The 19,495-nt window shown below is 64.8% G+C and carries 21 protein-coding genes; 5 read left to right on the top strand and 16 right to left on the bottom strand.

The genetic code is table 11. The features are described from left to right. Positions 1-6: 6 nt before the first annotated feature. From dapB to AC0NIH_RS03670, 7 genes are all read right to left on the bottom strand, one after another. Positions 7-870, bottom strand: coding sequence for a 4-hydroxy-tetrahydrodipicolinate reductase (dapB, locus tag AC0NIH_RS03640; RefSeq protein WP_051508531.1), 864 nt, complete (start codon positions 868-870; stop codon positions 7-9). Beyond that, positions 867-2,726 carry an ABC transporter ATP-binding protein gene (locus AC0NIH_RS03645; RefSeq protein WP_473466543.1) on the bottom strand — a complete coding sequence of 620 codons (1,860 nt, stop codon included), beginning with the start codon at positions 2,724-2,726 and terminating at the stop codon, positions 867-869. The genes dapB and AC0NIH_RS03645 overlap by 4 nt, the downstream gene beginning before the upstream one ends. A gap of 145 nt (positions 2,727-2,871) precedes the next feature. After that, complete coding sequence (locus tag AC0NIH_RS03650; RefSeq protein WP_013892020.1) at positions 2,872-3,891, bottom strand: glucokinase; 1,020 nt, start codon at positions 3,889-3,891, stop codon at positions 2,872-2,874. Positions 3,892-4,069: 178 nt separating this feature from the next. Beyond that, positions 4,070-5,149: a penicillin-insensitive murein endopeptidase gene (gene mepA / locus AC0NIH_RS03655; RefSeq protein ID WP_473466541.1), complete on the bottom strand. Its 1,080-nt coding sequence runs from the start codon at positions 5,147-5,149 to the stop codon at positions 4,070-4,072. Positions 5,150-5,199: 50 nt separating this feature from the next. Beyond that, positions 5,200-6,099: an SDR family oxidoreductase gene (locus AC0NIH_RS03660; protein WP_473466537.1), complete on the bottom strand. Its 900-nt coding sequence runs from the start codon at positions 6,097-6,099 to the stop codon at positions 5,200-5,202. Then, positions 6,096-7,250: a tRNA epoxyqueuosine(34) reductase QueG gene (gene queG / locus AC0NIH_RS03665; protein ID WP_473466535.1), complete on the bottom strand. Its 1,155-nt coding sequence runs from the start codon at positions 7,248-7,250 to the stop codon at positions 6,096-6,098. Before queG ends, AC0NIH_RS03660 begins: the two co-directional genes overlap by 4 nt. Beyond that, on the bottom strand, positions 7,231-7,923 hold the full coding sequence (locus AC0NIH_RS03670) for a glutathione S-transferase family protein (RefSeq protein WP_013892024.1): 693 nt from the start codon (positions 7,921-7,923) through the stop codon (positions 7,231-7,233). Before AC0NIH_RS03670 ends, queG begins: the two co-directional genes overlap by 20 nt. A 320-nt stretch (positions 7,924-8,243) precedes the next feature. Between AC0NIH_RS03670 and AC0NIH_RS03675 the strand changes: the two genes are divergently transcribed. Then, a complete protein-coding gene (locus AC0NIH_RS03675; RefSeq protein ID WP_013892025.1) occupies positions 8,244-9,050 on the top strand; it encodes an undecaprenyl-diphosphate phosphatase in 807 nt (268 codons plus the stop codon). Positions 9,051-9,149: 99 nt separating this feature from the next. On the opposite strand, the gene AC0NIH_RS03680 is transcribed toward AC0NIH_RS03675, so the two are convergent. The 3 genes from AC0NIH_RS03680 to AC0NIH_RS03690 all read right to left on the bottom strand — a co-directional run bounded on the left by AC0NIH_RS03680 (position 9,150) and on the right by AC0NIH_RS03690 (position 11,546). After that, positions 9,150-9,527, bottom strand: a complete 378-nt coding sequence (locus AC0NIH_RS03680) for a YraN family protein (RefSeq protein ID WP_023765317.1) — start codon at positions 9,525-9,527, stop codon at positions 9,150-9,152. Then, on the bottom strand, positions 9,520-10,428 hold the full coding sequence (rsmI, locus tag AC0NIH_RS03685; RefSeq protein ID WP_473466532.1) for a 16S rRNA (cytidine(1402)-2'-O)-methyltransferase: 909 nt from the start codon (positions 10,426-10,428) through the stop codon (positions 9,520-9,522). The genes AC0NIH_RS03680 and rsmI overlap by 8 nt, the downstream gene beginning before the upstream one ends. 74 nt (positions 10,429-10,502) lie before the next feature. Further along, entirely contained in the window at positions 10,503-11,546 is a 1,044-nt protein-coding gene (locus AC0NIH_RS03690; RefSeq protein WP_473466529.1) for a formyltransferase family protein, read from the bottom strand. Between the two features lie 635 nt (positions 11,547-12,181). Between AC0NIH_RS03690 and AC0NIH_RS03695 the strand changes: the two genes are divergently transcribed. Then, positions 12,182-12,376, top strand: coding sequence for a hypothetical protein (locus AC0NIH_RS03695; protein WP_473466527.1), 195 nt, complete (start codon positions 12,182-12,184; stop codon positions 12,374-12,376). A 73-nt stretch (positions 12,377-12,449) separates the two neighbouring features. Here the strand turns inward: AC0NIH_RS03695 and AC0NIH_RS03700 are convergent, their stop codons facing one another. The 6 genes from AC0NIH_RS03700 to rph form a co-directional block, all read right to left on the bottom strand. Continuing rightward, on the bottom strand, positions 12,450-12,887 hold the full coding sequence (locus AC0NIH_RS03700; RefSeq protein WP_473466524.1) for an EamA family transporter: 438 nt from the start codon (positions 12,885-12,887) through the stop codon (positions 12,450-12,452). 21 nt (positions 12,888-12,908) lie between these two features. Next, a complete protein-coding gene (locus AC0NIH_RS03705) occupies positions 12,909-13,232 on the bottom strand; it encodes a low molecular weight protein tyrosine phosphatase family protein (RefSeq protein WP_473466522.1) in 324 nt (107 codons plus the stop codon). A 2-nt stretch (positions 13,233-13,234) separates the two neighbouring features. After that, the gene (hemW, locus tag AC0NIH_RS03710; protein ID WP_473466519.1) at positions 13,235-14,398 is read right to left on the bottom strand and encodes a radical SAM family heme chaperone HemW; all 1,164 of its coding nucleotides are present in this window, start codon (positions 14,396-14,398) and stop codon (positions 13,235-13,237) included. Beyond that, positions 14,395-15,072 (bottom strand): RdgB/HAM1 family non-canonical purine NTP pyrophosphatase, encoded by a 678-nt coding sequence (gene rdgB, locus AC0NIH_RS03715; RefSeq protein WP_473466518.1) that lies wholly within the window; start codon positions 15,070-15,072, stop codon positions 14,395-14,397. Before rdgB ends, hemW begins: the two co-directional genes overlap by 4 nt. After that, complete coding sequence (locus tag AC0NIH_RS03720; protein ID WP_473466515.1) at positions 15,072-15,482, bottom strand: VOC family protein; 411 nt, start codon at positions 15,480-15,482, stop codon at positions 15,072-15,074. The genes rdgB and AC0NIH_RS03720 overlap by 1 nt, the downstream gene beginning before the upstream one ends. Before the next feature lie 176 nt (positions 15,483-15,658). Then, a complete protein-coding gene (rph, locus tag AC0NIH_RS03725; RefSeq protein ID WP_013892034.1) occupies positions 15,659-16,375 on the bottom strand; it encodes a ribonuclease PH in 717 nt (238 codons plus the stop codon). A gap of 189 nt (positions 16,376-16,564) precedes the next feature. Between rph and hrcA the strand changes: the two genes are divergently transcribed. The 3 genes from hrcA (at position 16,565) to AC0NIH_RS03740 (ending at position 19,365) form a co-directional block, all read left to right on the top strand. Continuing rightward, positions 16,565-17,647, top strand: coding sequence for a heat-inducible transcriptional repressor HrcA (hrcA, locus tag AC0NIH_RS03730; protein WP_023765306.1), 1,083 nt, complete (start codon positions 16,565-16,567; stop codon positions 17,645-17,647). A 69-nt stretch (positions 17,648-17,716) separates the two neighbouring features. Further along, positions 17,717-17,914 carry a hypothetical protein gene (locus AC0NIH_RS03735; RefSeq protein ID WP_013892036.1) on the top strand — a complete coding sequence of 66 codons (198 nt, stop codon included), beginning with the start codon at positions 17,717-17,719 and terminating at the stop codon, positions 17,912-17,914. 74 nt (positions 17,915-17,988) lie between these two features. Then, a complete protein-coding gene (locus AC0NIH_RS03740) occupies positions 17,989-19,365 on the top strand; it encodes a PQQ-dependent sugar dehydrogenase (protein ID WP_031249998.1) in 1,377 nt (458 codons plus the stop codon). Positions 19,366-19,495: the final 130 nt, after the last annotated feature.

The following is a 19,495-nucleotide window of genomic DNA, read 5'->3' on the forward strand; positions in this document are numbered from 1 at the left end:
TCCGCCTCAGCTTAAGCCGAGCACGTCCCGCATCGAATACAGCCCCGGCTTCTTGCCGCGTGCCCAAAGCGCCGCCTTGACGGCACCGCGGGCGAAGATGGCACGGTCCTCGGCATGATGAGACAGCGTGATGCGCTCGCCGGTGCCGGCCAGGATCACGCTGTGGTCGCCGACGACAGAGCCGCCGCGCAGCGTGGCAAAGCCGATCGAGCCGGTTTTTCGCACGCCTGTGTGGCCGTCGCGTGAACGCACGTCATTGCCGGCCAACGCGATGTCGCGTCCGGCGGCGGCGGCCTCGCCGAGCAGCAACGCGGTGCCGGACGGCGCGTCGACCTTGTGCCTGTGGTGCATTTCGAGGATCTCGATGTCGAAATCGTCGGCGTCGAGCGCCCGCGCCGCCTGTTCGACCAGCACCGCCAGCAAATTGACGCCGAGGCTCATATTGCCTGACTTGACGATCGTCGCGTGGCGCGCGGCGGCCGCGATTTTCGCATTGTCTTGCGCCGAGCAGCCGGTGGTGCCGATGACATGGACGATGCGCGCCTGCGCAGCGTAGCCGGCGAATTCGACCGTCGAGGCCGGGGTGGTGAAATCGAGCACGCCGTCGGCCTTGGCGAAGGCCGGCAGCGGATCGTCTGATATCGACACATTGATGATGCCGATGCCCGCCAATTCGCCGGCATCCTTGCCAAGATGGGGCGAGCCCGCCCGCTCGACGGCGCCGATGACGCGCGCGCCCGGAATGGTGTGGATGGCGCGGATCAGCGTCTGGCCCATGCGGCCGGCCGCGCCCACCACCACGAGGCCCATATCGCCTGTAGGCTTGCCATCGCTTGCAGGCTTGCCGGTTGTTGCCGATATCTCGCTCATGCCGTGCTCCCGGCGATGTTTTGCGTCTCTAGGTCTCGGCCCGAAGTTTGGATCGGCGCGCTGTCGTCGACAAGCCCCAGGCCCTTGACGCCCTGTATGCGGTGGAAGCGGGCATAGATGCTGTCCGGGTCGGCCATCAGCGTCGCGTGCGTGCCTTCCTCGACCAGCCGTCCCTCTTCCAGCACGATGATGTGGTCGGCATTGATCACCGTCGACAGCCGGTGCGCGATGACGATCGTCGTGCGCCCCTGCATGACATGCGTCAGCGCCTCCTGGACGCGCGCTTCGGCCTCGTTGTCGAGCGCCGATGTGGCCTCGTCGAGCAGCAGAATCGGCGCCTGGCGCACGATGGCGCGGGCGATCGAGACGCGCTGGCGCTGGCCGCCGGAAAGGGTCGAGCCGCCTTCGCCGACCGGCGTGTCGTAACCTTGCGGCTGCTGGCGGATGAACTCGTCGGCTGCCGCCTGTTTGGCCGCCTGTTCGATCTCGGCGTCCGTGGCCGACAGACGACCGTAGCGGATGTTGTCGCGGATCGTGCCCTCGAACAGATAGGGTGCCTGCGCCACATAGGCGATCGACTGCCGCAGCGAATGCTTGGTCACTTTCGAGATGTCCTGGCCATCGACCTCGATGGTGCCCTGGTCGACGTCGTAGAAGCGCTGCAGGAGCGCCACCAGCGTCGATTTGCCGGCGCCCGACGCACCGACGATCGCCGTCACCTTGCCGGCTGCGGCGGTAAAGCTCAGATCCCTCAGCACCGGCAGGTCGGCGCTGTAGCCGAACGTCACATTGTCGAACCGCACCTCGCCGGTGGTGACCCTGGCCTCGACGGCATCGGGCGCGTCGCCCTGTTTGGGCTCCAGGTCCAGCAGCTCGTAGATCATGCGCGCGTTGACCAGCGCCCGTTCCATGCCCACCTGTGTGCGCGCCAGGCGTCTTGCCGGGTCGTAGGCCATGATCAGCGCGGTGATGAAGGAAAACACCGCGCCCGGCGGTTGCCCCAGCACCAGCGCCCGGTAACCGGAATAGGCAAGCACGGAAGTAATGGCGAGACCGCCCAGGATCTCGGAAATCGGCGACAGCCGCTCCGAGACGCGGGCGATCTTGTTGTTACGCTGCTCGGCCGTATCGGCCATGATGCCGATGCGCCGTGCCAGTTCCTGCTCCAGGGTAAAGGCCTTGACGATGGCGATGCCCTGCGTGGCCTCCTGCACGGATCCGTTCAGCCGCGAATTGATCAGCACGGATTCCCTGTTGATACGCCGCAGCCGGCGGGTGATGTGGACGACGGCCCAGATCAGCGGCGGGCCGATCAGCAGCGAGCTGAGCGACAACACCGGATCCTGGTAGATCATGACGCCGACGAGAGCGACCAGCGTGACCGCGTCGCGGCTGATCGAGGTCAGTGTCAGCGACAGCAGATCGCGAACGCCGCCGACATTCTCGTTGACCTGTGCCGCCAGCCGACCGGAACGCGTATCGTTGAAGAAGTCGACGCCGAGCTTCATCAGATGGTCGAAGCTGCGCTTTTGGTAGCGCGCGACCAGATTGTTGCCGATCTTGGCAAGCGCGACAGCCTGGCCATAGCCGGCGAAGCCGCGCAGCACGGAGGCGCCCATGAAACCGGCGCAGATCCAGACGATCATATCGCCGCGCCGTTCGTAGAATATCTGGTTGATCATCGGGGCCATGATCCACGCCGTGAAGGCAGTGGTGCCGGAAACAATCAGCAGGCAGGTGACGGCAACGACATAGGTCCAGCGATACTCATTGCCATTTTCAGCGAGGATGCGGCGGAGCACCGCCGTGACCTCGCTGGGCCGGACTTTCTGTTTGTGTGGGGCTTGAAGGGTCAAATCGGGAGCGCTTCGTGGTTTCCCGCCTCGTAGGACCGGGCTGCAAATTCGGCACCCCTCTTAGCGCCATGCGGCCGGCTTGCCTATGGCCGCGGCTGATTAACTTCGTCGCGGGGGCGCCCAAGCGGATCGCGGCCCCTGAGCTTCAGGCCTGCCAGCGCCGGCCCGCCGTCTGGACGCCGAACAGCGAGGGGTTCCTGGCATAGGCGGCAAGGCCCAGAAGTGCGGCCAGTGGATGGGTGATGACATAGACCGGCATGGTGCGCATCAGCGCGCTGTGCGGCGCCTTGTCCTCGAAAGCGGCGCGAAAATTGCCTTGCTTCAGCGCCGGCACGATCTTCTGCGCGATGCCGCCGGTCAAGAACACGCCGCCACGGCTCATGAACACAAGGGCAAGGTCGCCGGCGGTGCGCCCGAGGCAGGTGACGAAGGTTTCCAGCGCTTCCTGCGCGACCGGATCGGTCTTGGCCAATGCCGCGCCGGTGACCTCGGCCGGCGTGGTGAAGGGCGCCGGCTTGCCGTCGGCCTTGGCCACCGCCCGGTAGACGTTGACGAGACCGCGTCCGCATAGGATCTGTTCGCCCGAAATGCGGCCCTCGAGCTTCTCGATATGCGGGAAAACCTCGAAATCGCGTGGCGTGCGCGGGCCTATGTCCATATGGCCGCCCTCGCCGGGCACCGGGATCCAGTGGCGCAGTGCATGGACCAGCCCGGCAACGCCGAGGCCCGTTCCGGGTCCGAGCACCACGCGCCCGGCATTGGGCTCCGGCGTGCCGCCGCCGATCTTTTCCATGTGCTCCTCGCCGAGCGCGACGACGGCCAGCGCCTGCGCCTCGAAATCGTTGAGCACGACGATGTCGCTCAGGCCGAGATTGGCGAACATCTGTTTGGGCTTGACCACCCATGGGCAGTTGGTGAGCTCGATCTCGTCGCCGTCGACCGGGCCGGCCACCGCCAGCACCGCCGAATTGGGCCGGACCGACGAGCGGTCGAGCACGGCCGCCTGGATCGCCTCGTCGATGGTGTTGTAGTTGGCGGTCTGGACGATTTGCGGCTCGGTAGGTTCGGAATTGGCGTCGAGCACGATCGAAAAGCGCGCATTGGTGCCGCCGATGTCGCCGATCAGGATCGGAAACCGCAGCAAAGTGTCGTCATCGCCTGCCATGCTCTTCGTCCGCCTCGTTCTCGGCAGCTTCTCGCCGCCTCGTCGTTGACTAGCGCATGGTCCCGCAAAGGGAAAGCCGCTTCAGTGCCAGTTTTCAAGCGCCGGCGCCGCCCCTCACCTGCCTGCCGGCATCCTCTCCCGTAAACGGGGCGAGGGACGCTATCATTGTGCGCGGCGGTCAGTTCGCCGGCGGTCGTGGCCGCGGCACCGGAGCGCCCATCCTGGGGGTGGCTGCGAACGCATTGGCCGCGCTTGGCAAATCGCCAGCGCCGCTGACCGTGGTGACGGGCTGTGCCGGCGCTTTCGGTTCGGGCGCGACGACCGCGACCGGCACTGCGCCGCCATGGTAGGTCGCGGCTTCGGCCGAGGCCGGCCCTGGCGCGTCGAGCACGGCGCGGCATTCGCTGGGCAGGTTCGCCATCGTCATCACGTCGCGGGCTTTCGGCGCATCGGGGTTCTTGTTGGGCCGCCAGGGCTCTTGCGTGAACCACCAGGCCAATGGCTTGCCACAGCCGTCATCATCCGGCGTCGTTTCCTGGGCCTTGCAATTGGGCGAACCCGGCTGGCAGCCGATGCGCATGTGGAAATGATAGTCGTGGCCCCAGAACGGCCTGACCTTGCGCAGCCAGGCGCGGTCGCCCTTGACGGTGTCGCAGAGCTTTTTCTTGATGCCCGGATTGACCAGGATGCGCTCGACTTGCGGATAGCTTGCCGCCCGTTTCAGAAGCGCCGTGTGCTGCGGCGTCCACAATGCGTCCTTCACCAGATGGGTCTTCTCGTCGACCATCAAGGTGGCGCTCATCGATTCGCGCTGCACCGCCGACAGCGGACGGCTGGGCATCGGCGTCAGCCAGATGTCGGCATCGAGGCCGATCTGGTGCGAGGCATGGCCGGTCAGCATCGGGCCGCCGCGCGGCTGCGAAATGTCGCCGATCAAAAGGCCGGGCCAGCCATCGGCGGCAGCGTCGCGCGACAATTTTTCGATCACCGCGATCATCGCCGGATGGCCCCAGCGGCGGTTGCGCGAGGGGCGCATCACCTCCCAGGTCGGGCCGTCCATGGGAATGGCGACGCCGCCGGCGAAACAGCCCTTGGAGTAGAAGCCGATTGACTGCGCCGCGGTCGCCGCCGGCAGTTTCTTGGCGCCGAACAGGTCTTTGGCCCGCTCCTCGGCCATTGCAGGCTGCGCAGCGAGAGCGAGCAGGCCAAGTGCCGCCGCCAACAGTGATTTCTTGCCCAGCCGCATCGCCGTATTCATGAAACCGGATCCCCAACGCAAGCCCAAGACCGAATCATAGCACGCAACAGTCAGCGCTTCATCGGGCTACGCGCTTCGCCGGCGCGCCAGTTGCCGTCAGCCCACATATGGTCGAAGGCGGTGCGGTAATCCGGAAAGCGAAAACGATAGCCCGCCGCCTTGATCGCCGCATTGGCGACCCGTTTGTTCTCGCCATAGAAGGACCGCGCCATGGGCGAAAGTTGGGCGGTGTCGAAAGGAATTTCGGGCGGCGGCGTGACGCCCATCAGCGACGCGGCATAGGCGACGACATCCTGCGGCGGCGCCGGCTCATCGTCGGTGACGTTGAAGATGCCGCCTTTGTTGCTCCCGATGAGCTGCCAGAGCGCGCCGGCAATGTCGTCGCAATGAATGCGGTTGAACACCTGGTCCGGCTTGACCAATCGCCTCGCGGTGCCGTTTTCCAGATTGACCAGGGCGTTGCGGCCCGGACCGTAAATGCCGGATAGCCGCAGGATCGCCACCGGCCGGCCGATGTCCCTGCCAAGCTTCAGCCAATCCTGCTCCGCCGCGACCCGCATCACCGAGCGCTTCGACACCGGCCGGCATTCGGCTGTTTCATCGACCCAGGCGCCGGCATAATCACCATAGACGCCGACGGTGGAGAGATAGCCGATCCACTCCAGCGCCGGCATTCGAGCGATCGCCGCGCGGGCGGCATTCAGCACGGGATCGCCGGCGTCGTCGGGGGCGACCGAAACCATCAGATGCGTCGTTTTCTTCAGCGCCTCGCCGACTTCAGCGGTCAGCGCGCCGTCGAACAACAGCGGTGCGATGCCGGCCTGGCGCAGCGCCTCGAATTTGTCGGGCGAGCGCGTGGTGCCGATGATCGCGGCAGCACCCGGGTTGGCCCGGGCAAAGGCCTTGCCCGAGTAGCCGGCGCCGAAGATGAAGACCTGTTTTTCGCTCATGCATGTGCCCTGGTTGGCCGCGCCAGGCGCCATTCCTCGCGCACCGCCGCATCGTTCTCGGTTGCCAGGCCGATGGCGGCCCGTTCGGCATATTCGGCATCGGGCACAAGCCGCGCCAGCGCCCATATTGCCGCGCCCCGCACCAGCGGCGAGGCATCGTCCAGCAGTCCGCGCACGGTGCCGGCGAGCGCGGGATCACCGGAATTGCCGGCCGCGATCAAAACGTTGCGGAGGAAGCGGTCGCGGCCGATGCGCTTTATCGGCGAGCCCGAGAAGAAGGCACGGAAGGCCGCATCGTCCAGTTCGAGCAGGTCGGCGATCGCCGGTTCGCGCAGATCGTCGCGCGCGGCGAGTTTTGCCTCGGAAGCCGCCCTGGCGAACTTGTTCCAGGGGCAAGCGGCTAGACAATCGTCGCAGCCATAGATGCGGTTGCCGATCGCCTCGCGGAATTCATGCGGGATCGGCCCTTTGTTCTCGATGGTGAGGTAGGAGATGCAGCGCCGCGCATCGAGCCTATAGGGCGCCGGGAAGGCATCGGTCGGGCACGCATCGAGGCAGGCGCGGCAGGAGCCGCAATGGTCGATCTCGGCCCGGTCGGGCGCAAGTTCGGCGGTGGTGAAGATAGTGCCGAGGAACAGCCAGGAACCGTGTTCGCGGCTGACTAGATTGGTGTGCTTTCCCTGCCAGCCCAGGCCCGCGGCTTCCGCAAGCGGCTTTTCCATGACCGGTGCAGTGTCGACGAACACTTTGACGTCGCCGCCGGCGCGCGCGACGATCTTGCCGGCGATCTCCTTCAGCCGCCCCTTCATCACCTCGTGATAGTCGCGGTTTTGCGCATAGACCGAGATCGCGCCCCGGTCGCGCCTGGCCAGCAGATCGCGCGGATCGTGGTCCGGTCCGTAGTTCATCGCCAGCACGATGATAGAGCGCACTTCAGGCCAGAGCGTGGAAGGCTCGCTGCGCCGCGCAAGCGTCTCGGCGATCCAGTCCATCGAGCCGTGAAAACCGTCGGCGACGAATTCGGCCAGCCGCGACGGCGCTAACGGGATCGCATCGGGAGAGGTGACGGCGACGGCGTCGAAGCCGGCGCGACGCGCCTCCGCGTCGATCAGCGCGCGCAGTTTCGCGGCGTCAGAAGTCGAGGTCCGCATAATGCGACACCGGCGACAGGCCGCGCACCCGGTCGGTCAAAAGCGGCCGGAAGGAGGGCCGCGACTTCACCCGCGTGTACCACTCGCGCGCGGCAGTGTGTTCGCGCCAGTCGATCTCGCCGAGATAGTCGAGCACCGACAGCGTCGCGGCGGCGGCGAGATCGGCATAGGTGACCCTGGAACCGGCCAGCCAATGGCGGGTGCCGGCCAGCCAGTTGGTGTATTTCATGTGCTGGCGGATGTTGGCGCGCGCGGCACGGATCGCGCCTGAATCGGGTGAGCCGCCGCCCGCCGTTTCCGGCATGATCGGCTTCAGCACGCGCTCGCGCACCAGATGCCTTGTGACCTCGCTTTCGGCCTTGTTGAGATACCAGTCGATCAGCCGGCGGATTTCGGCGCGCTGCATCGGATCCTCGGCGAACAGCCGCTTGTCGCGCTTCAAGACCCCGCGCGTCTCATCGAGATATTCCGAGATAACCGTTGCGCCGACGATCGGTACGTCGCCTTCGGCCAAAAGGATCGGCAGCGTGCCGGCCGGGTTCAGCGCCAGGAACTCCTTGCGCCGGGTCCACGGCTTCTCCTCGATCAGCGCCAGCTCCTCGCCATACTCGCCAAAGGCGAGGCGGACAAAGCGGCAGGTGGCGAACATGGGATGGTGGAAAAGCGTCAGCATGGTTCCGCGATGATAAAGCGCACTGGTGTGGTTCGGATTTGAAGTTCCTGTCCCCTCAACGGCATCCGCGTTCAGGAACTTCAAATCCAAACCACACCAGAACTTAAGTTGGCAGTGTGGCTCAGAATCCGGAATTCGCGCATCGCGCTCGTCCCAGCTGTGGCGAATTCCGGATTGCCACACTGGCGAATCGCAGGGCGCACCGGTAAGTCTTGGCCGCCCGGTTAGCGGGCCGTCAGGGTGTTGCGACCTATAGGGGGACTTGCAGGCCATGACAAGCAAGCCGTTCTGTCAGCCATCACGCAAATGCCGAGGTAGCCATGGAAAGCCAGACCTTCGTCGAAGCCCTGCTGCTCGGCCTGCTGGAGGGGCTGACCGAGTTCATACCGGTGTCCTCGACCGGCCACATCCTGCTCGCCGGCCATTTCCTCGGTTTCCACTCGACCGGCAAGGCCTTCGAGATCCTGATCCAGCTCGGCGCCATCCTGGCGATCCTCAGCGTTTATTTCCGCCGCCTCTGGAAAATGCTGCTCGAACTGCCGCACGACCGGCTGACCAGGCATTTCGTCATCGGCATCCTCATCGCCTTCCTGCCGGCGGCGATCATCGGCGCGCTGGCGCATGATTTCATCAAGACGGTGCTGTTCGAATCGCCAAGGCTGATCTGCATCATGCTGATCATCGGCGGCATCGTGCTGCTGGCGGTGGACCGCATGAACCTCAAGCCGGTCTATCGCGACGTCGAGCGGTTTCCGACCCGGCTTTACCTGCAGATCGGCCTGTTCCAGTGCCTGTCGCTGATCCCCGGCACCTCGCGCTCGGGCTCGACCATCGTCGGCGCGCTGCTTTTGGGTGTCGACAAGCGGGCGGCGGCGGAGTTTTCGTTCTTCCTCGCCATTCCGACCATGGTCGGCGCCTTCGCTTTCGACCTGTTCAAGAACCGCAATGTGCTGAGCAGTGCCGACCTGCCGATCATCGCCATCGGCTTCGTCGCCGCCTTCGTCACGGCGCTCATCGTGGTGCGCTTCCTGCTCGATTACGTTTCGCGCAACGGCTACTCGCTGTTCGGCTGGTGGCGGCTGGTGGTCGGCGGCGTCGGACTGGTGGCGTTGATGATCTGGGGGTGAGGAGTGGTCCGCGTAGCGGACGGAAAGCCAACTGCTTGGCTTTCCGAACGACGAACGCCCTGAGCCAGCGAAGGGCGAGCAACGCCGGCAAGTAACCCTCTAACTCCTCCCATAAAACGCGTTCTCGACATGCACCGGCCAGCGCCAGGGCAGCACGGCGACCATGTCGAAGCGCATCGACAGCTTGCCATAATCCGCCTGCCGCGACAGCCAGATGTCGGCCGCCCCCTCGATGCGGCGCTCCGATTCATGACCGATCGCCTCCATGGCCTCCATCAGCGTGCGGCGCGCCTTGACCTCGACGAACAGCACGAGGTCGCCGCGCCGCGCGATGAGGTCGATCTCGCCGAAGCGGGTGCGGTGGCGGCGCGCCAGGATCCGGTAACCCTTCAGCATCAGCGCCACCGCGGCCAGCCATTCGCCGCGATGGCCGCGCCGATAGGCCTTTTGGCGGCTGGCGGTCGGGCGCTCAGCCACCGCTGCCTTCCATATCCTTCAGTTCCAGGAGCCGCCGGTAAAGCGTCTGCTTCTGGCCGCCGGTCATCTTGGCCGCTTCCGCCGCCGCCTTGGAGGCCGGCATCTCGGCGGCGAGCGACAAAAGCAACCGGTCGATATCGGCCGGCTCGTCCGCCTTGGCCTCTGCCGGACCGATACAGACGACGATCTCGCCCTTCGGCGTATCGGCCGCCGCATAGTGATCGGCCAGCGCTTGCAGCGTGCCGGTGCGCATCTCCTCGAAGGTCTTGGTCAATTCGCGGCCGATAGCGGCCTTGCGTTCGCCGCCCAGGGCTTCAACCATGGCGCCGAGCGACTCAGCCAGCCGGCGCGGCGATTCGAAGAAGATCAGCGTCGCCGGCACGGCTTTCAGCGCTTCCAGCCGCGACAGCCGCTGGCCAACCTTGACCGGCAAAAAGCCGGCGAACAGGAAAGCGTCCGACGGCAGACCCGACGCCGTCAGCGCGGCAAGCGGCGCCGACGGGCCGGGGATCGGCACCACGCGAATGCCCTGGTCGAGCGCTTCGCCGACCAGTCGGTAGCCGGGATCGGATACCAGCGGCGTGCCGGCATCGGAAATCAGCGCCACGCTCTGCCCGGCCTGAAGCGCCGATATCAGCTTCGGCCCAGCCTCGCCGGCATTGTGCTCGTGATAGGCCGTGGTGCGGCGGCGGATGCCGTAGCGGTCGAGCAGCACGCGCGACACCCGCGTGTCCTCGCAGGCGACGATGTCGGCGGCGGCCAGCGTCTCCAGCGCGCGCAGCGTGATATCGGCGAGATTGCCGATCGGCGTTGCCACCAGATAGAGCGCCGGCTCCAGCGGCCGGGCCGTGATCTCGGCCTGCCCGACCACATAGCTGCGCTTGCCCGTCTCACCGGTCACTGATCAACTCTCCCTTCGGCCTGTTTGGCCATGCCAAATCTTATTTGGCATGGCTGGCGCGGGCTTGCAAAAGCTCACGTCGATCGGTCGAAAAACCGTATTTCAAGATCCGGTTCTCCGAGCCTGGCGGATGCTAGGACAGCGTGCATCTTGACCAGCCGCTTGAGCAGGCGGTTATAGGTGAGGTGAACAACCCTGCCGTCGGCCAGATCAAACTCGATGCTTGCCCATCGCCTGATTGGAGCCCTTCCTGTCGGGGGACCCAATCTTCGTATCTGGAATCCGAGCCTCGCATTGCCCGCTTCCGTCGACAGATAGATGCCGGGCGCTATCCCCAATACGTGCCATAGCCGTGCGACATGTTCCATGGGCATGGAAGGTGAGATCATCATATGGGCGGGCTCCAGCCGCGCCCATATGAAGTCACCGACCGGCTGCGGCATTCCGGACAGGGCGCCTCGGCAATAGGCCGGCACCGCATCGCTCACAAGCAGTCGGAAAGCGGCCGCGGTAGCGTGCGCCAAGGTCTGTTTCGACGCCCAGTCCGCTTCAGAAAACGCCACCTGCGCGAGAATGTCACCCTCATCGTAACCTGCCGACATCTTGTGCAGCGTCACCCCGCCACAAGCCAGATGCTGGCCGTCAACAACCATCCGATGGACGGGGTGCGGGCCACGATAATTGGGGAGCAGCGAAGGATGAAGATTGAGCCCGCCCTTGCGAAATCCGGCAAGCACCCGCTGTGGAATCAAGCTCGGGAAAGCATAGGAGATCAGCACATCGGAGTTGATGCCCGACAATTGGCGCTCGAGCGCATCCCAATCATACGGTCTGCTAAATTCGATCAGCTTGACGGGGACATTGCCCAGATACCGCTTGAGCCGAAACCTGCGCTGCAGGCTTCTTCGGAAGTTGCCGACAACAGAGCCCTTTGGCCGGCGTTGGAGACCAAGGTGGACGATGGCGCCGATACGGTTGCCCGACCCTACCCATCCGGCAAGCAGCGCACCTGTGTGTCTATCGATGTTCAGCAAGAAAATCGCCGTAATCGGCAGGCCACGGCCGTTGTCTGCGGAGGCACCGATTACAGCCGACGCCGGGACAGGCTGCTTTATCATATCTGTCCCTTCCCTATTGTTGCGCGGCTCAAGGAAACACCAGTGCAGCGGTTGGCGTCGGCTGGCAATCGAAAAGCCGCCAGATTACCAAGGGAGATCCGCCCACCGCGGCCGCTGCCCGACGGTTCTCTCGTGCCGACTTGACAACAGGAGGCGGCGGACGGCATCTCTGTCATCGAGAAAACTGCGGGGAATGTGCCATGAAGAAAATCTATGAGAAGCCTGCGCTGGTTAAGAGAGAGCGGCTATCGGCTGTCGTCGCCCTTGGGTCGCCTCCGTCCAAGACGGTGGACTGACAATCCTGATGTAATACTGAAAGCCCGCCGGTTCCGTCCGGCGGGTTTTTGGCCGTTGAACGGAGCATCGATGCCGCGGCGGGGATTCTAAACCCTCTGTCCCCTCGCGGAACCTGAAAGCCGGACCAACATTCAAGTCTGCACTTCCCCGATCAGCGGGGTTTAAGAACCAATTCCAGTCAGACCTGCCCAGCGCATCACCCGTGCGTTAATGCCTCTGCGCGGAACTCCTGCCCGATCGTGTCGATGGCTGATGGAAACTCCTTGCCATTCCTTTGCCACAGTAGGGAACGAAACCGGGTTTGGCAGATTTAGTCCCTAATTCCCCGGGAGGAGATGATGGACAGCCTCAAGATACAGGACGCTTTCGAGCCCTACTATGCCGGCCGCAACCGCGTTGCCAAGGACAAGCGGCTGCCTGCCGAGACCGACGCCAGCCCGACCAAGCGGCCCGCACGCGACTTGCCGATGAGCACCGTGCCGACAACCATCAGGCATTCCGACACCGAACCCCACAGCACGACGGAGCACTGACCGGACGATGCCCAATCGCTTCGATATCTTCATCACCCGTCTTGAAACGAAGAGCGCACGCCATGGCGTGCCGCTACCCCCGATAGGCGACCAGCACAGCACCCGCCGCGATAAGGGCGACGCCAAGCCAGTTCGCTCCGGAGAGGCGCTCGCCGAGAAAGACCGCGCCAAACACCGCCACAAGCACGACGCTTAGCTTGTCGATGGGCGCCACCTGCGCCGCATTGCCGATCTTCAGCGCGCGGAAATAGCAGAGCCAGGAGGCCCCGGTCGCCAGGCCGGAGAGGCCGAGGAACAGCCAGGTCTTTGCCGAGATCGTGGACGGCGACTGGAACTGGCCGCTGGCCAGCAGGATCGCCCCGAGCACGGCCAGGATGATCACCGTGCGGATGAAGGTGGCGAAGTCGGAATTGATGTTCTCGATGCCGACCTTGGCGAAGATCGCCGTCAGTGCCGCGAAGGCCGCGGACAGCAGCGCCCAGAATTGCCAGGAGGAGAAGGTCAGGTTCATTCGGGCCTCGCGCTTCGGGTTTCAACCGAGATAGCGTGAAACGCGCGCCTTCAGAAGGTCAATCAACTCCAGATCCATGAACTCATAGTTATCGGGTATATCGAGGCAGATGACCTGGGCCTTGTTCAGGCTGGCCTTGAATTTCTTCTGCAGCTTGGTGCGATGCACCTTTTCCATGACGAAGATGATGTCGGCCCAGGCGACCAGTTCGTGCGTCAGCGGCGTATCGGCGTCGTGGTTGGTTCCCGCCGACGCGACCTCGATATCCCGGCGCTTGGAAAAGACCTGTTCGGCCGTGGGACTGCGCAAGCGGTTCTGGCTGCAGACGAAGAGGACGTTTTTCAAAGTTAGCGCGCCAAATCCGCCACCACGGCGTCGAGCACGATCATGCCGGCCGGCGTGGCGCGCAGCCGCGTATTGCCGATCGGCGCCACCAGTCCTTCGCCCTGCAACACCGACAGCCGCGCGCTCGACAGGCCGCGGCCGGAAAACGCCTCGTAGCGCGAAAGGTCGATGCCTTCGGCCAGCCTCAGCCCCATCAGCAGGAACTCGTCGGCCTCCTCCGAGCGCGTCAGGATCTCGCCCCCGGTGATGCCGTGGCCCTTGGCCTCGACCAGATTGGCCCAGGTCTCCGGCATCCGCTCGGCGATCGTCACCGTGCGGCGGCCATGCTCGACGAAGCGACCATGCGCGCCGGGACCCACACCGACATATTCGCCATAGCGCCAGTAGGTCAGATTGTGGCGGCTTTCGGCGCCTAGCCGGGCGTGGTTTGAGATCTCATAAGCCGGCAAACCATGCGCCGTGGTGATCTCCTGCGTCAACGCATAGAGGTCGGCGGCGTGGTCGTTGTCGGGGATGATGAATTTCTTCGCCGCGTGCAGCGCGTGGAAGGGCGTGCCTTCCTCGATGGTCAGCTGATAGAGCGACAGATGGTCGGCGGCATGGCCGATCGCCTGTTCGAGCTCGGATGCCCAGGCTTCCGGCGTCTGGCCGGGCCGGGCGTAAATGAGATCGAAGGAGAGCCTCGGGAATATTTCCCGCGCCAGCCCGATGGCGTGCAAGGCTTCCTCGACATTGTGCAGGCGGCCGAGAAAGCGCAGATCCTTGTCGTTCAACGCCTGCACGCCAAGCGAGACGCGGTTGACGCCGGCCGTCCGGTAGCCGCGAAACCGCTCGGCCTCGACCGAGGACGGGTTGGCTTCCAGCGTCACCTCGATGCCGTCAGGCACGGTCCAGTTCCTGGCCACGGCGTCCAGAACCCTGGCCACGGTTTCCGGCTTCATCAGCGAGGGCGTGCCGCCGCCGAGAAAGATGCTTGTCACCTCACGCGGGCCGGTGCGCTGGCGCATCGTCGCCAGTTCCGCCTCGAAGGCAGAAGCAAAGCGCTCCTGGTCGACCGGCTGGTGGCGGACATGGCTGTTGAAGTCGCAATAGGGGCACTTGGCCGCGCAGAACGGCCAATGCACATAGACGCCGAAGCCGGGGGCCCGGTCGAGCAGCATGCTCATGCCTCGCCCAATCTCGCCAGATCCAATCGTGCCTGGGCGAATTTCTGGAAGGCACGGGCACGGTGCGACAGCGCGGTCGACTGGCCAGGCTTCCAGCCATGCTTTTCCTCGGCGCTCATCTCGCCAAACGTCTTGTCGAACCCATCCGGCAGAAACACCGGGTCGTAGCCGAAGCCGAGCTCGCCGCGCGGCGGCCAGACCAGCGTGCCTTCGGCCTCGCCGCGATAATATTCGGCCTCGCCGTCGGGGAAGGCGAGGCAGATGACGGCGACGAAGCGGCCCTTGCGCTGCTCCGGCAACGCGGCTCCGACTTCCTGCAACGCCACTTCGGTGCGCTGCATGGCCATGGCAAAATCCCTGCCGCCGTCGGGGGTTTCGGCCCAGTTGGCGGTGTAGACGCCGGGGGCGCCGTCGAGCGCGTCGACGCACAGGCCGGAATCGTCGGATAGCGCTGGCAGGCCGGTCGCCTTCGCGGCGGCCAGCGCCTTGATGTAGGCGTTTTCTTCGAATGTGGTGCCGGTTTCGTCCGGTTCCGGCAGGCCATAGTCCTTGGCCGACTTCGCCTCGAAACCGAACGGTCCCATCAGATCGGCGAATTCGCGCAGCTTGCCGGCATTGTGGCTGGCAACGACGATCTTCTTGCCATCGAGTGAGTGAACAGTTGGCGAATGCATCAAAGGCCCCAGATTCTTGGCTCGGCAAACTCGATCGAATTGCCCGAGGGGTCGCGTATATAAATCGAACGGCCGCCTTGCGGCCATTCGAATTCGCTTTCGATGGCGACGTTCTTAGTCTTGAGATGGGCCTTCCAGGCCGCGATTTCCACGGCGGTCGCCGCAAAGCAGAGATGGCCTTCGCCGACCGTGCCATGCGGCGGCACCTTCAGCTTGGCATCGGGCGCGGGTGGGATCTTGGTCGCCTCGGCGTTGAAGATGAGCAGCACACCGGGTCCGCAACGGAAGAAGAGGTGGCGGCCATCGACCTTGCCGAGGAGGTGAAGGCCGAGGGTGTCGCGATAGAATTGTTCGGCTGCGTGCAAGTCTGTGACGTAGAGCGCTGACTCAAGAATGGCAGAGGGAGTCACGAGGCACCCCCCTCTGGCCTGCCGGCCATCTCCCCCTCAAGGGGGGAGATTGGCAGTTTCGCTGACGGCGCCTCAACGTTGATGATTGGCGAAACCCGCAACCATAGCCGATCTCCCCCCTCGAGGGGGAGATGCCCGGCAGGGCAGAGGGGGGCGCTTAAGCTCGCCATTTGACCCTACGCCACCGCCATCTGCTGCAAACTCACCAGGCGCTGGATGCCTTTCTTGGCCAGGCCCATCAAGTCCGCGAACTGCCCTTCGGAGAACGGCTCGCCCTCGGCGGTGCCCTGGATCTCGACGATGCCGCCCTTGCCGGTCATGACGAAATTGGCGTCGGTGCCGGCCGAGGAATCCTCGATATAATCGAGGTCGATGACCGGCTGGCCGTCATGGATGCCGCAGGAAATCGCCGCGACATGGTCCTTCAGCACCTTGGAAACGCTGGTCATCTGCCGCGCTTCCATCCAGCGCAGGCAGTCGTACAGCGCCACCCAGCCGCCGGTGATCGAGGCGGTGCGGGTGCCGCCATCGGCCTGGATGACGTCGCAGTCGACGGTGATCTGCTGTTCGCCCAGCGCCTGCAGGTCGACCACGGCGCGCAGCGAACGGCCGATGAGACGCTGGATTTCCAGCGTGCGGCCGCCCTGCTTGCCGGCGGATGCCTCGCGGCGCATGCGCTCGCCGGTCGAGCGCGGCAGCATGCCATATTCGGCTGTCACCCAGCCCTTGCCGGAATTGCGCATCCAGCCCGGCACCTTCTCCTCGAGGCTCGCCGTGCACAGGACATGGGTGTCGCCGAACTTCACCAGGCACGAGCCTTCGGCGTGCTTGGAGACGCCGCGCTCGAAGGAGATGGCGCGCATTTCGTCGAATTGGCGTTTGGAGGGGCGCATTCAGGCTTCTTTCTTGTCATTTTCGGAATCTTGGCCGGCTTGTAGCCTCACCAGGCCTAGGGCGCAAAGGAAAATGGCCCGACATAGGCACCGGGCGATCTGACACAGACGCCGGGCGATCTCATGCAGACACCGGGTTGCGCCCACCGTGCCGAAGTCTATATCCTGAACAAGGAGGTTTTTGGCCGTATGACCAAGGCAGTCGATCCGAGTTCGCAATCGCCCGCACTTCAATCACTCGACATGCGCTCACGCGACATCTTCCGGCGCATCGTCGATTCCTATCTCAGGGATGGCGAGCCCGTGGGCTCGCGCAGCCTGTCGCGCATCCTGCCCTCCTCGCTGTCGCCGGCCACCATCCGCAATGTGATGAGCGACCTGGAACACCTCGGGCTGATCTATGCGCCGCACATCTCGGCCGGCCGGCTGCCGACGCAGGCGGGCCTGCGTTTCTTCGTCGATGCCTTCATGGAACTTGGCGACCTCTCCGACGAGGAGCGCCGCACCATCGAGGCACAGGTGCGGGCCTCGGGCTCGGGCGCGACGCTGGAGCATATGCTGACCGAGGCCAGCCAGATGCTGTCGGGCATGTCGCGTGGCGCCGGCCTGGTGCTGGCCGCCAAGAACGAGGTGGCGCTGAAGCACATCGAATTCATCCAGCTGGAGCCGACCAAGGCACTTGCCGTGCTGGTGTCGCAGAATGGCGACGTCGAAAACCGCGTCGTCGAGCTGCCCGCCGGCATCACCGTCTCGCAATTGCACGAGGCCTCGAATTTCCTCAACGCGCATATTCGGGGCCGCACGCTGGCCGAGGCACGGACCGAGATCGCCCGCATCAAGGAAGAGACAAGGGCTGCGCTGGACACGCTGTCGCAGGATCTCGTCGAGAAGGGGCTGGCGGTATGGGCGGGCGCCGAAAGCGGCCTGCCGGCGCGGCTCATCGTGCGCGGCCGGGCCAACCTGCTCGAAAACGTCACCGCGCAGGCCGATATCGAACTGCTGCGGCACCTTTTCGAGGACATGGAGACGCAGGACGGGCTGATCCAGCTGCTTGACCTGGCCGAGCAGGGATCGGGCGTGCGCATCTTCATCGGCTCGGAAAACAAGCTGTTCTCGCTGTCGGGCTCGTCGCTGGTGGTCGCGCCCTATCGCGACAAGGATGCCCGCGTCGTCGGGGCGCTCGGCGTCATCGGCCCGACCCGGCTGAATTACGCGCGCATCGTGCCGATGGTGGATTACACGGCACAGCTGATATCGCGCATGCTGCGCTAGGTGTATTGATATTCAGCCGGCCTGCGAGCGGCGACTTCCTGCGCTTCCTGGCCGCCAAGGAGAAAAAGAATGGCGCTCGAAGAGTTCAAGGCCCGGATCAGCCTGCTGCTGGAGGAAATGGTCAACCAGCCGGAAGACCAGCACGAAATCCAGGAACAGCTGCGCGAGAAGCTGCGCGAAATGCGCGCCATGGGCCTGCCGCTGCCGGCGGATCTCGTCGCCTTGGAAAAGCGCCTCGACGACGATTTTTACGCCGCCGGGACCTGAACCCGGAAGCAAGACGGAACCCAGGGACAAACCGGCCGTTGATACTTCCTTCGCGACCAGGTGGAGGGACGACAATGATCGCTGGGACCCGAATGGCCGGACTGGGGCTTTCCGCACTGCTCCTCGCGACCGCGGCGTTCGCCCAGCAGGCCGACCAGCCGGTGCTGAAGGGTCCGGCCGCCTTTGGCGACTGGCGCGCCGACAAGCCCGGCGTGCGCCGCCTGATCAAGCCGGAAGACCTGCCGAAGCCCAATCTCGCCAAGTCGGCCTCGAACAGCGCCGGCCTTGCCGAAAGGCCGGCGGACGCCAAACCGCAACTGCCGGAAGGCTTTTCGGCCGAGCTGATCGCGTCCGGCATCGACAATCCGCGCGTGGTACGCGCGGCACCCAATGGCGACCTGTTCGTCGCCGACAGCGAAGCCAACCAGATCCGCGTCTACCGCCTGACCGAGGGCAGCGCCAAGCCCGCCGAGAAAAGCATCTTCGCCGGCGATCTCAACCAGCCCTACGGCATTGCCTTCTACCCGCCGGGCAGCGACCCGCAATGGGTCTATGTCGCCAACAGCGACAGCATCGTGCGCTTTGCCTACCGCAATGGCGATCTCAAGGCATCCGCCGACCCGGAAACCATCGTCGACGACATTCCATCGAACCATCACTGGACCCGCGACATCGCCTTTTCGCCCGATGGCAAGACGCTCTATCTGTCGGTCGGCTCGGGCTCGAACGCCGCCGGGGACATGGGCAAGAGGCCGAGGGGCGGACTCGATGCATGGATCAAGTCAAAGCCGCTCGGCGCCAGCTGGGGCTCCGAAGAGGGACGCGCCGACGTGCAGGCCTTCGACCCCGACGGCAAGAACGGCCGCACCGTCGCCACCGGCCTGCGCAACTGCTCGGGCATGACCGTCCAGCCGGCGACCGGCGCGCTGTGGTGCGTCGTCAACGAGCGCGATGCGCTCGGCGACAATGTGCCAGCCGAATACGCCACATCGGTCAGGGAAGGCGCCTTCTATGGCTGGCCCTGGTACTATATCGGCAACAACGAAGATCCGCGCCACAAGGGCGAGCGCCCCGACCTTGCCGGCAAGGTCGATATTCCCGATGTGCTGATGCAGGCGCATTCGGCGCCGCTCAACATCGCCTTCTACGACGGCAAGGACCTGCCCGCGAACACCGGGTTTCCCAAGGAATATCGCGGCGATGCCTTCGTCGCCCTGCACGGCTCCTGGAACCGCGGCAACAGGACCGGCTACAAGGTCGTGCGCCTGCTGTTCAAGGATGGCAAGCCGACCGGCGAATACGAGGATTTCATGACCGGCTTCGTCGTCTCCAACGGCGAGGTGTGGGGCAGGCCGGTCGGCGTGACTGTGGCCAAGGATGGCGCGCTGATCGTGACCGAAGACGGCAACGGCACCATCTGGCGCGTCACCTACGATGGCGGCCGTTCCTGACGAGTCTTGCTGGGCAGCGCTGGCCCCCTCACCCGGACTCGCCCCGGGCATAGGTGGTCGCGAAGCGCGCCGGATAGGAGGCCTTCGCGACGTGTCACAGATGTCTGGTGTAATGGAATCCGACTTCAGG

This window comes from Mesorhizobium sp. WSM1386, assembly GCF_055901595.1.

Excerpts from the sequence above, each read along its gene's own strand:
- dapB (WP_051508531.1), bottom strand. The coding sequence starts at position 870 with ATGAGCGAGATATCGGCAACAACCGGCAAGCCTGCAAGCGATGGCAAG.
- AC0NIH_RS03650 (WP_013892020.1), bottom strand. The coding sequence starts at position 3,891 with ATGGCAGGCGATGACGACACTTTGCTGCGGTTTCCGATCCTGATCGGC.
- mepA (WP_473466541.1), bottom strand. The coding sequence starts at position 5,149 with ATGAATACGGCGATGCGGCTGGGCAAGAAATCACTGTTGGCGGCGGCA.
- AC0NIH_RS03660 (WP_473466537.1), bottom strand. The coding sequence starts at position 6,099 with ATGAGCGAAAAACAGGTCTTCATCTTCGGCGCCGGCTACTCGGGCAAG.
- queG (WP_473466535.1), bottom strand. The coding sequence starts at position 7,250 with ATGCGGACCTCGACTTCTGACGCCGCGAAACTGCGCGCGCTGATCGAC.
- AC0NIH_RS03670 (WP_013892024.1), bottom strand. The coding sequence starts at position 7,923 with ATGCTGACGCTTTTCCACCATCCCATGTTCGCCACCTGCCGCTTTGTC.
- AC0NIH_RS03675 (WP_013892025.1), top strand. The coding sequence starts at position 8,244 with ATGGAAAGCCAGACCTTCGTCGAAGCCCTGCTGCTCGGCCTGCTGGAG.
- AC0NIH_RS03690 (WP_473466529.1), bottom strand. The coding sequence starts at position 11,546 with ATGATAAAGCAGCCTGTCCCGGCGTCGGCTGTAATCGGTGCCTCCGCA.
- AC0NIH_RS03695 (WP_473466527.1), top strand. The coding sequence starts at position 12,182 with ATGGACAGCCTCAAGATACAGGACGCTTTCGAGCCCTACTATGCCGGC.
- AC0NIH_RS03700 (WP_473466524.1), bottom strand. The coding sequence starts at position 12,887 with ATGAACCTGACCTTCTCCTCCTGGCAATTCTGGGCGCTGCTGTCCGCG.
- hemW (WP_473466519.1), bottom strand. The coding sequence starts at position 14,398 with ATGAGCATGCTGCTCGACCGGGCCCCCGGCTTCGGCGTCTATGTGCAT.
- rdgB (WP_473466518.1), bottom strand. The coding sequence starts at position 15,072 with ATGCATTCGCCAACTGTTCACTCACTCGATGGCAAGAAGATCGTCGTT.
- rph (WP_013892034.1), bottom strand. The coding sequence starts at position 16,375 with ATGCGCCCCTCCAAACGCCAATTCGACGAAATGCGCGCCATCTCCTTC.
- hrcA (WP_023765306.1), top strand. The coding sequence starts at position 16,565 with ATGACCAAGGCAGTCGATCCGAGTTCGCAATCGCCCGCACTTCAATCA.
- AC0NIH_RS03735 (WP_013892036.1), top strand. The coding sequence starts at position 17,717 with ATGGCGCTCGAAGAGTTCAAGGCCCGGATCAGCCTGCTGCTGGAGGAA.
- AC0NIH_RS03740 (WP_031249998.1), top strand. The coding sequence starts at position 17,989 with ATGATCGCTGGGACCCGAATGGCCGGACTGGGGCTTTCCGCACTGCTC.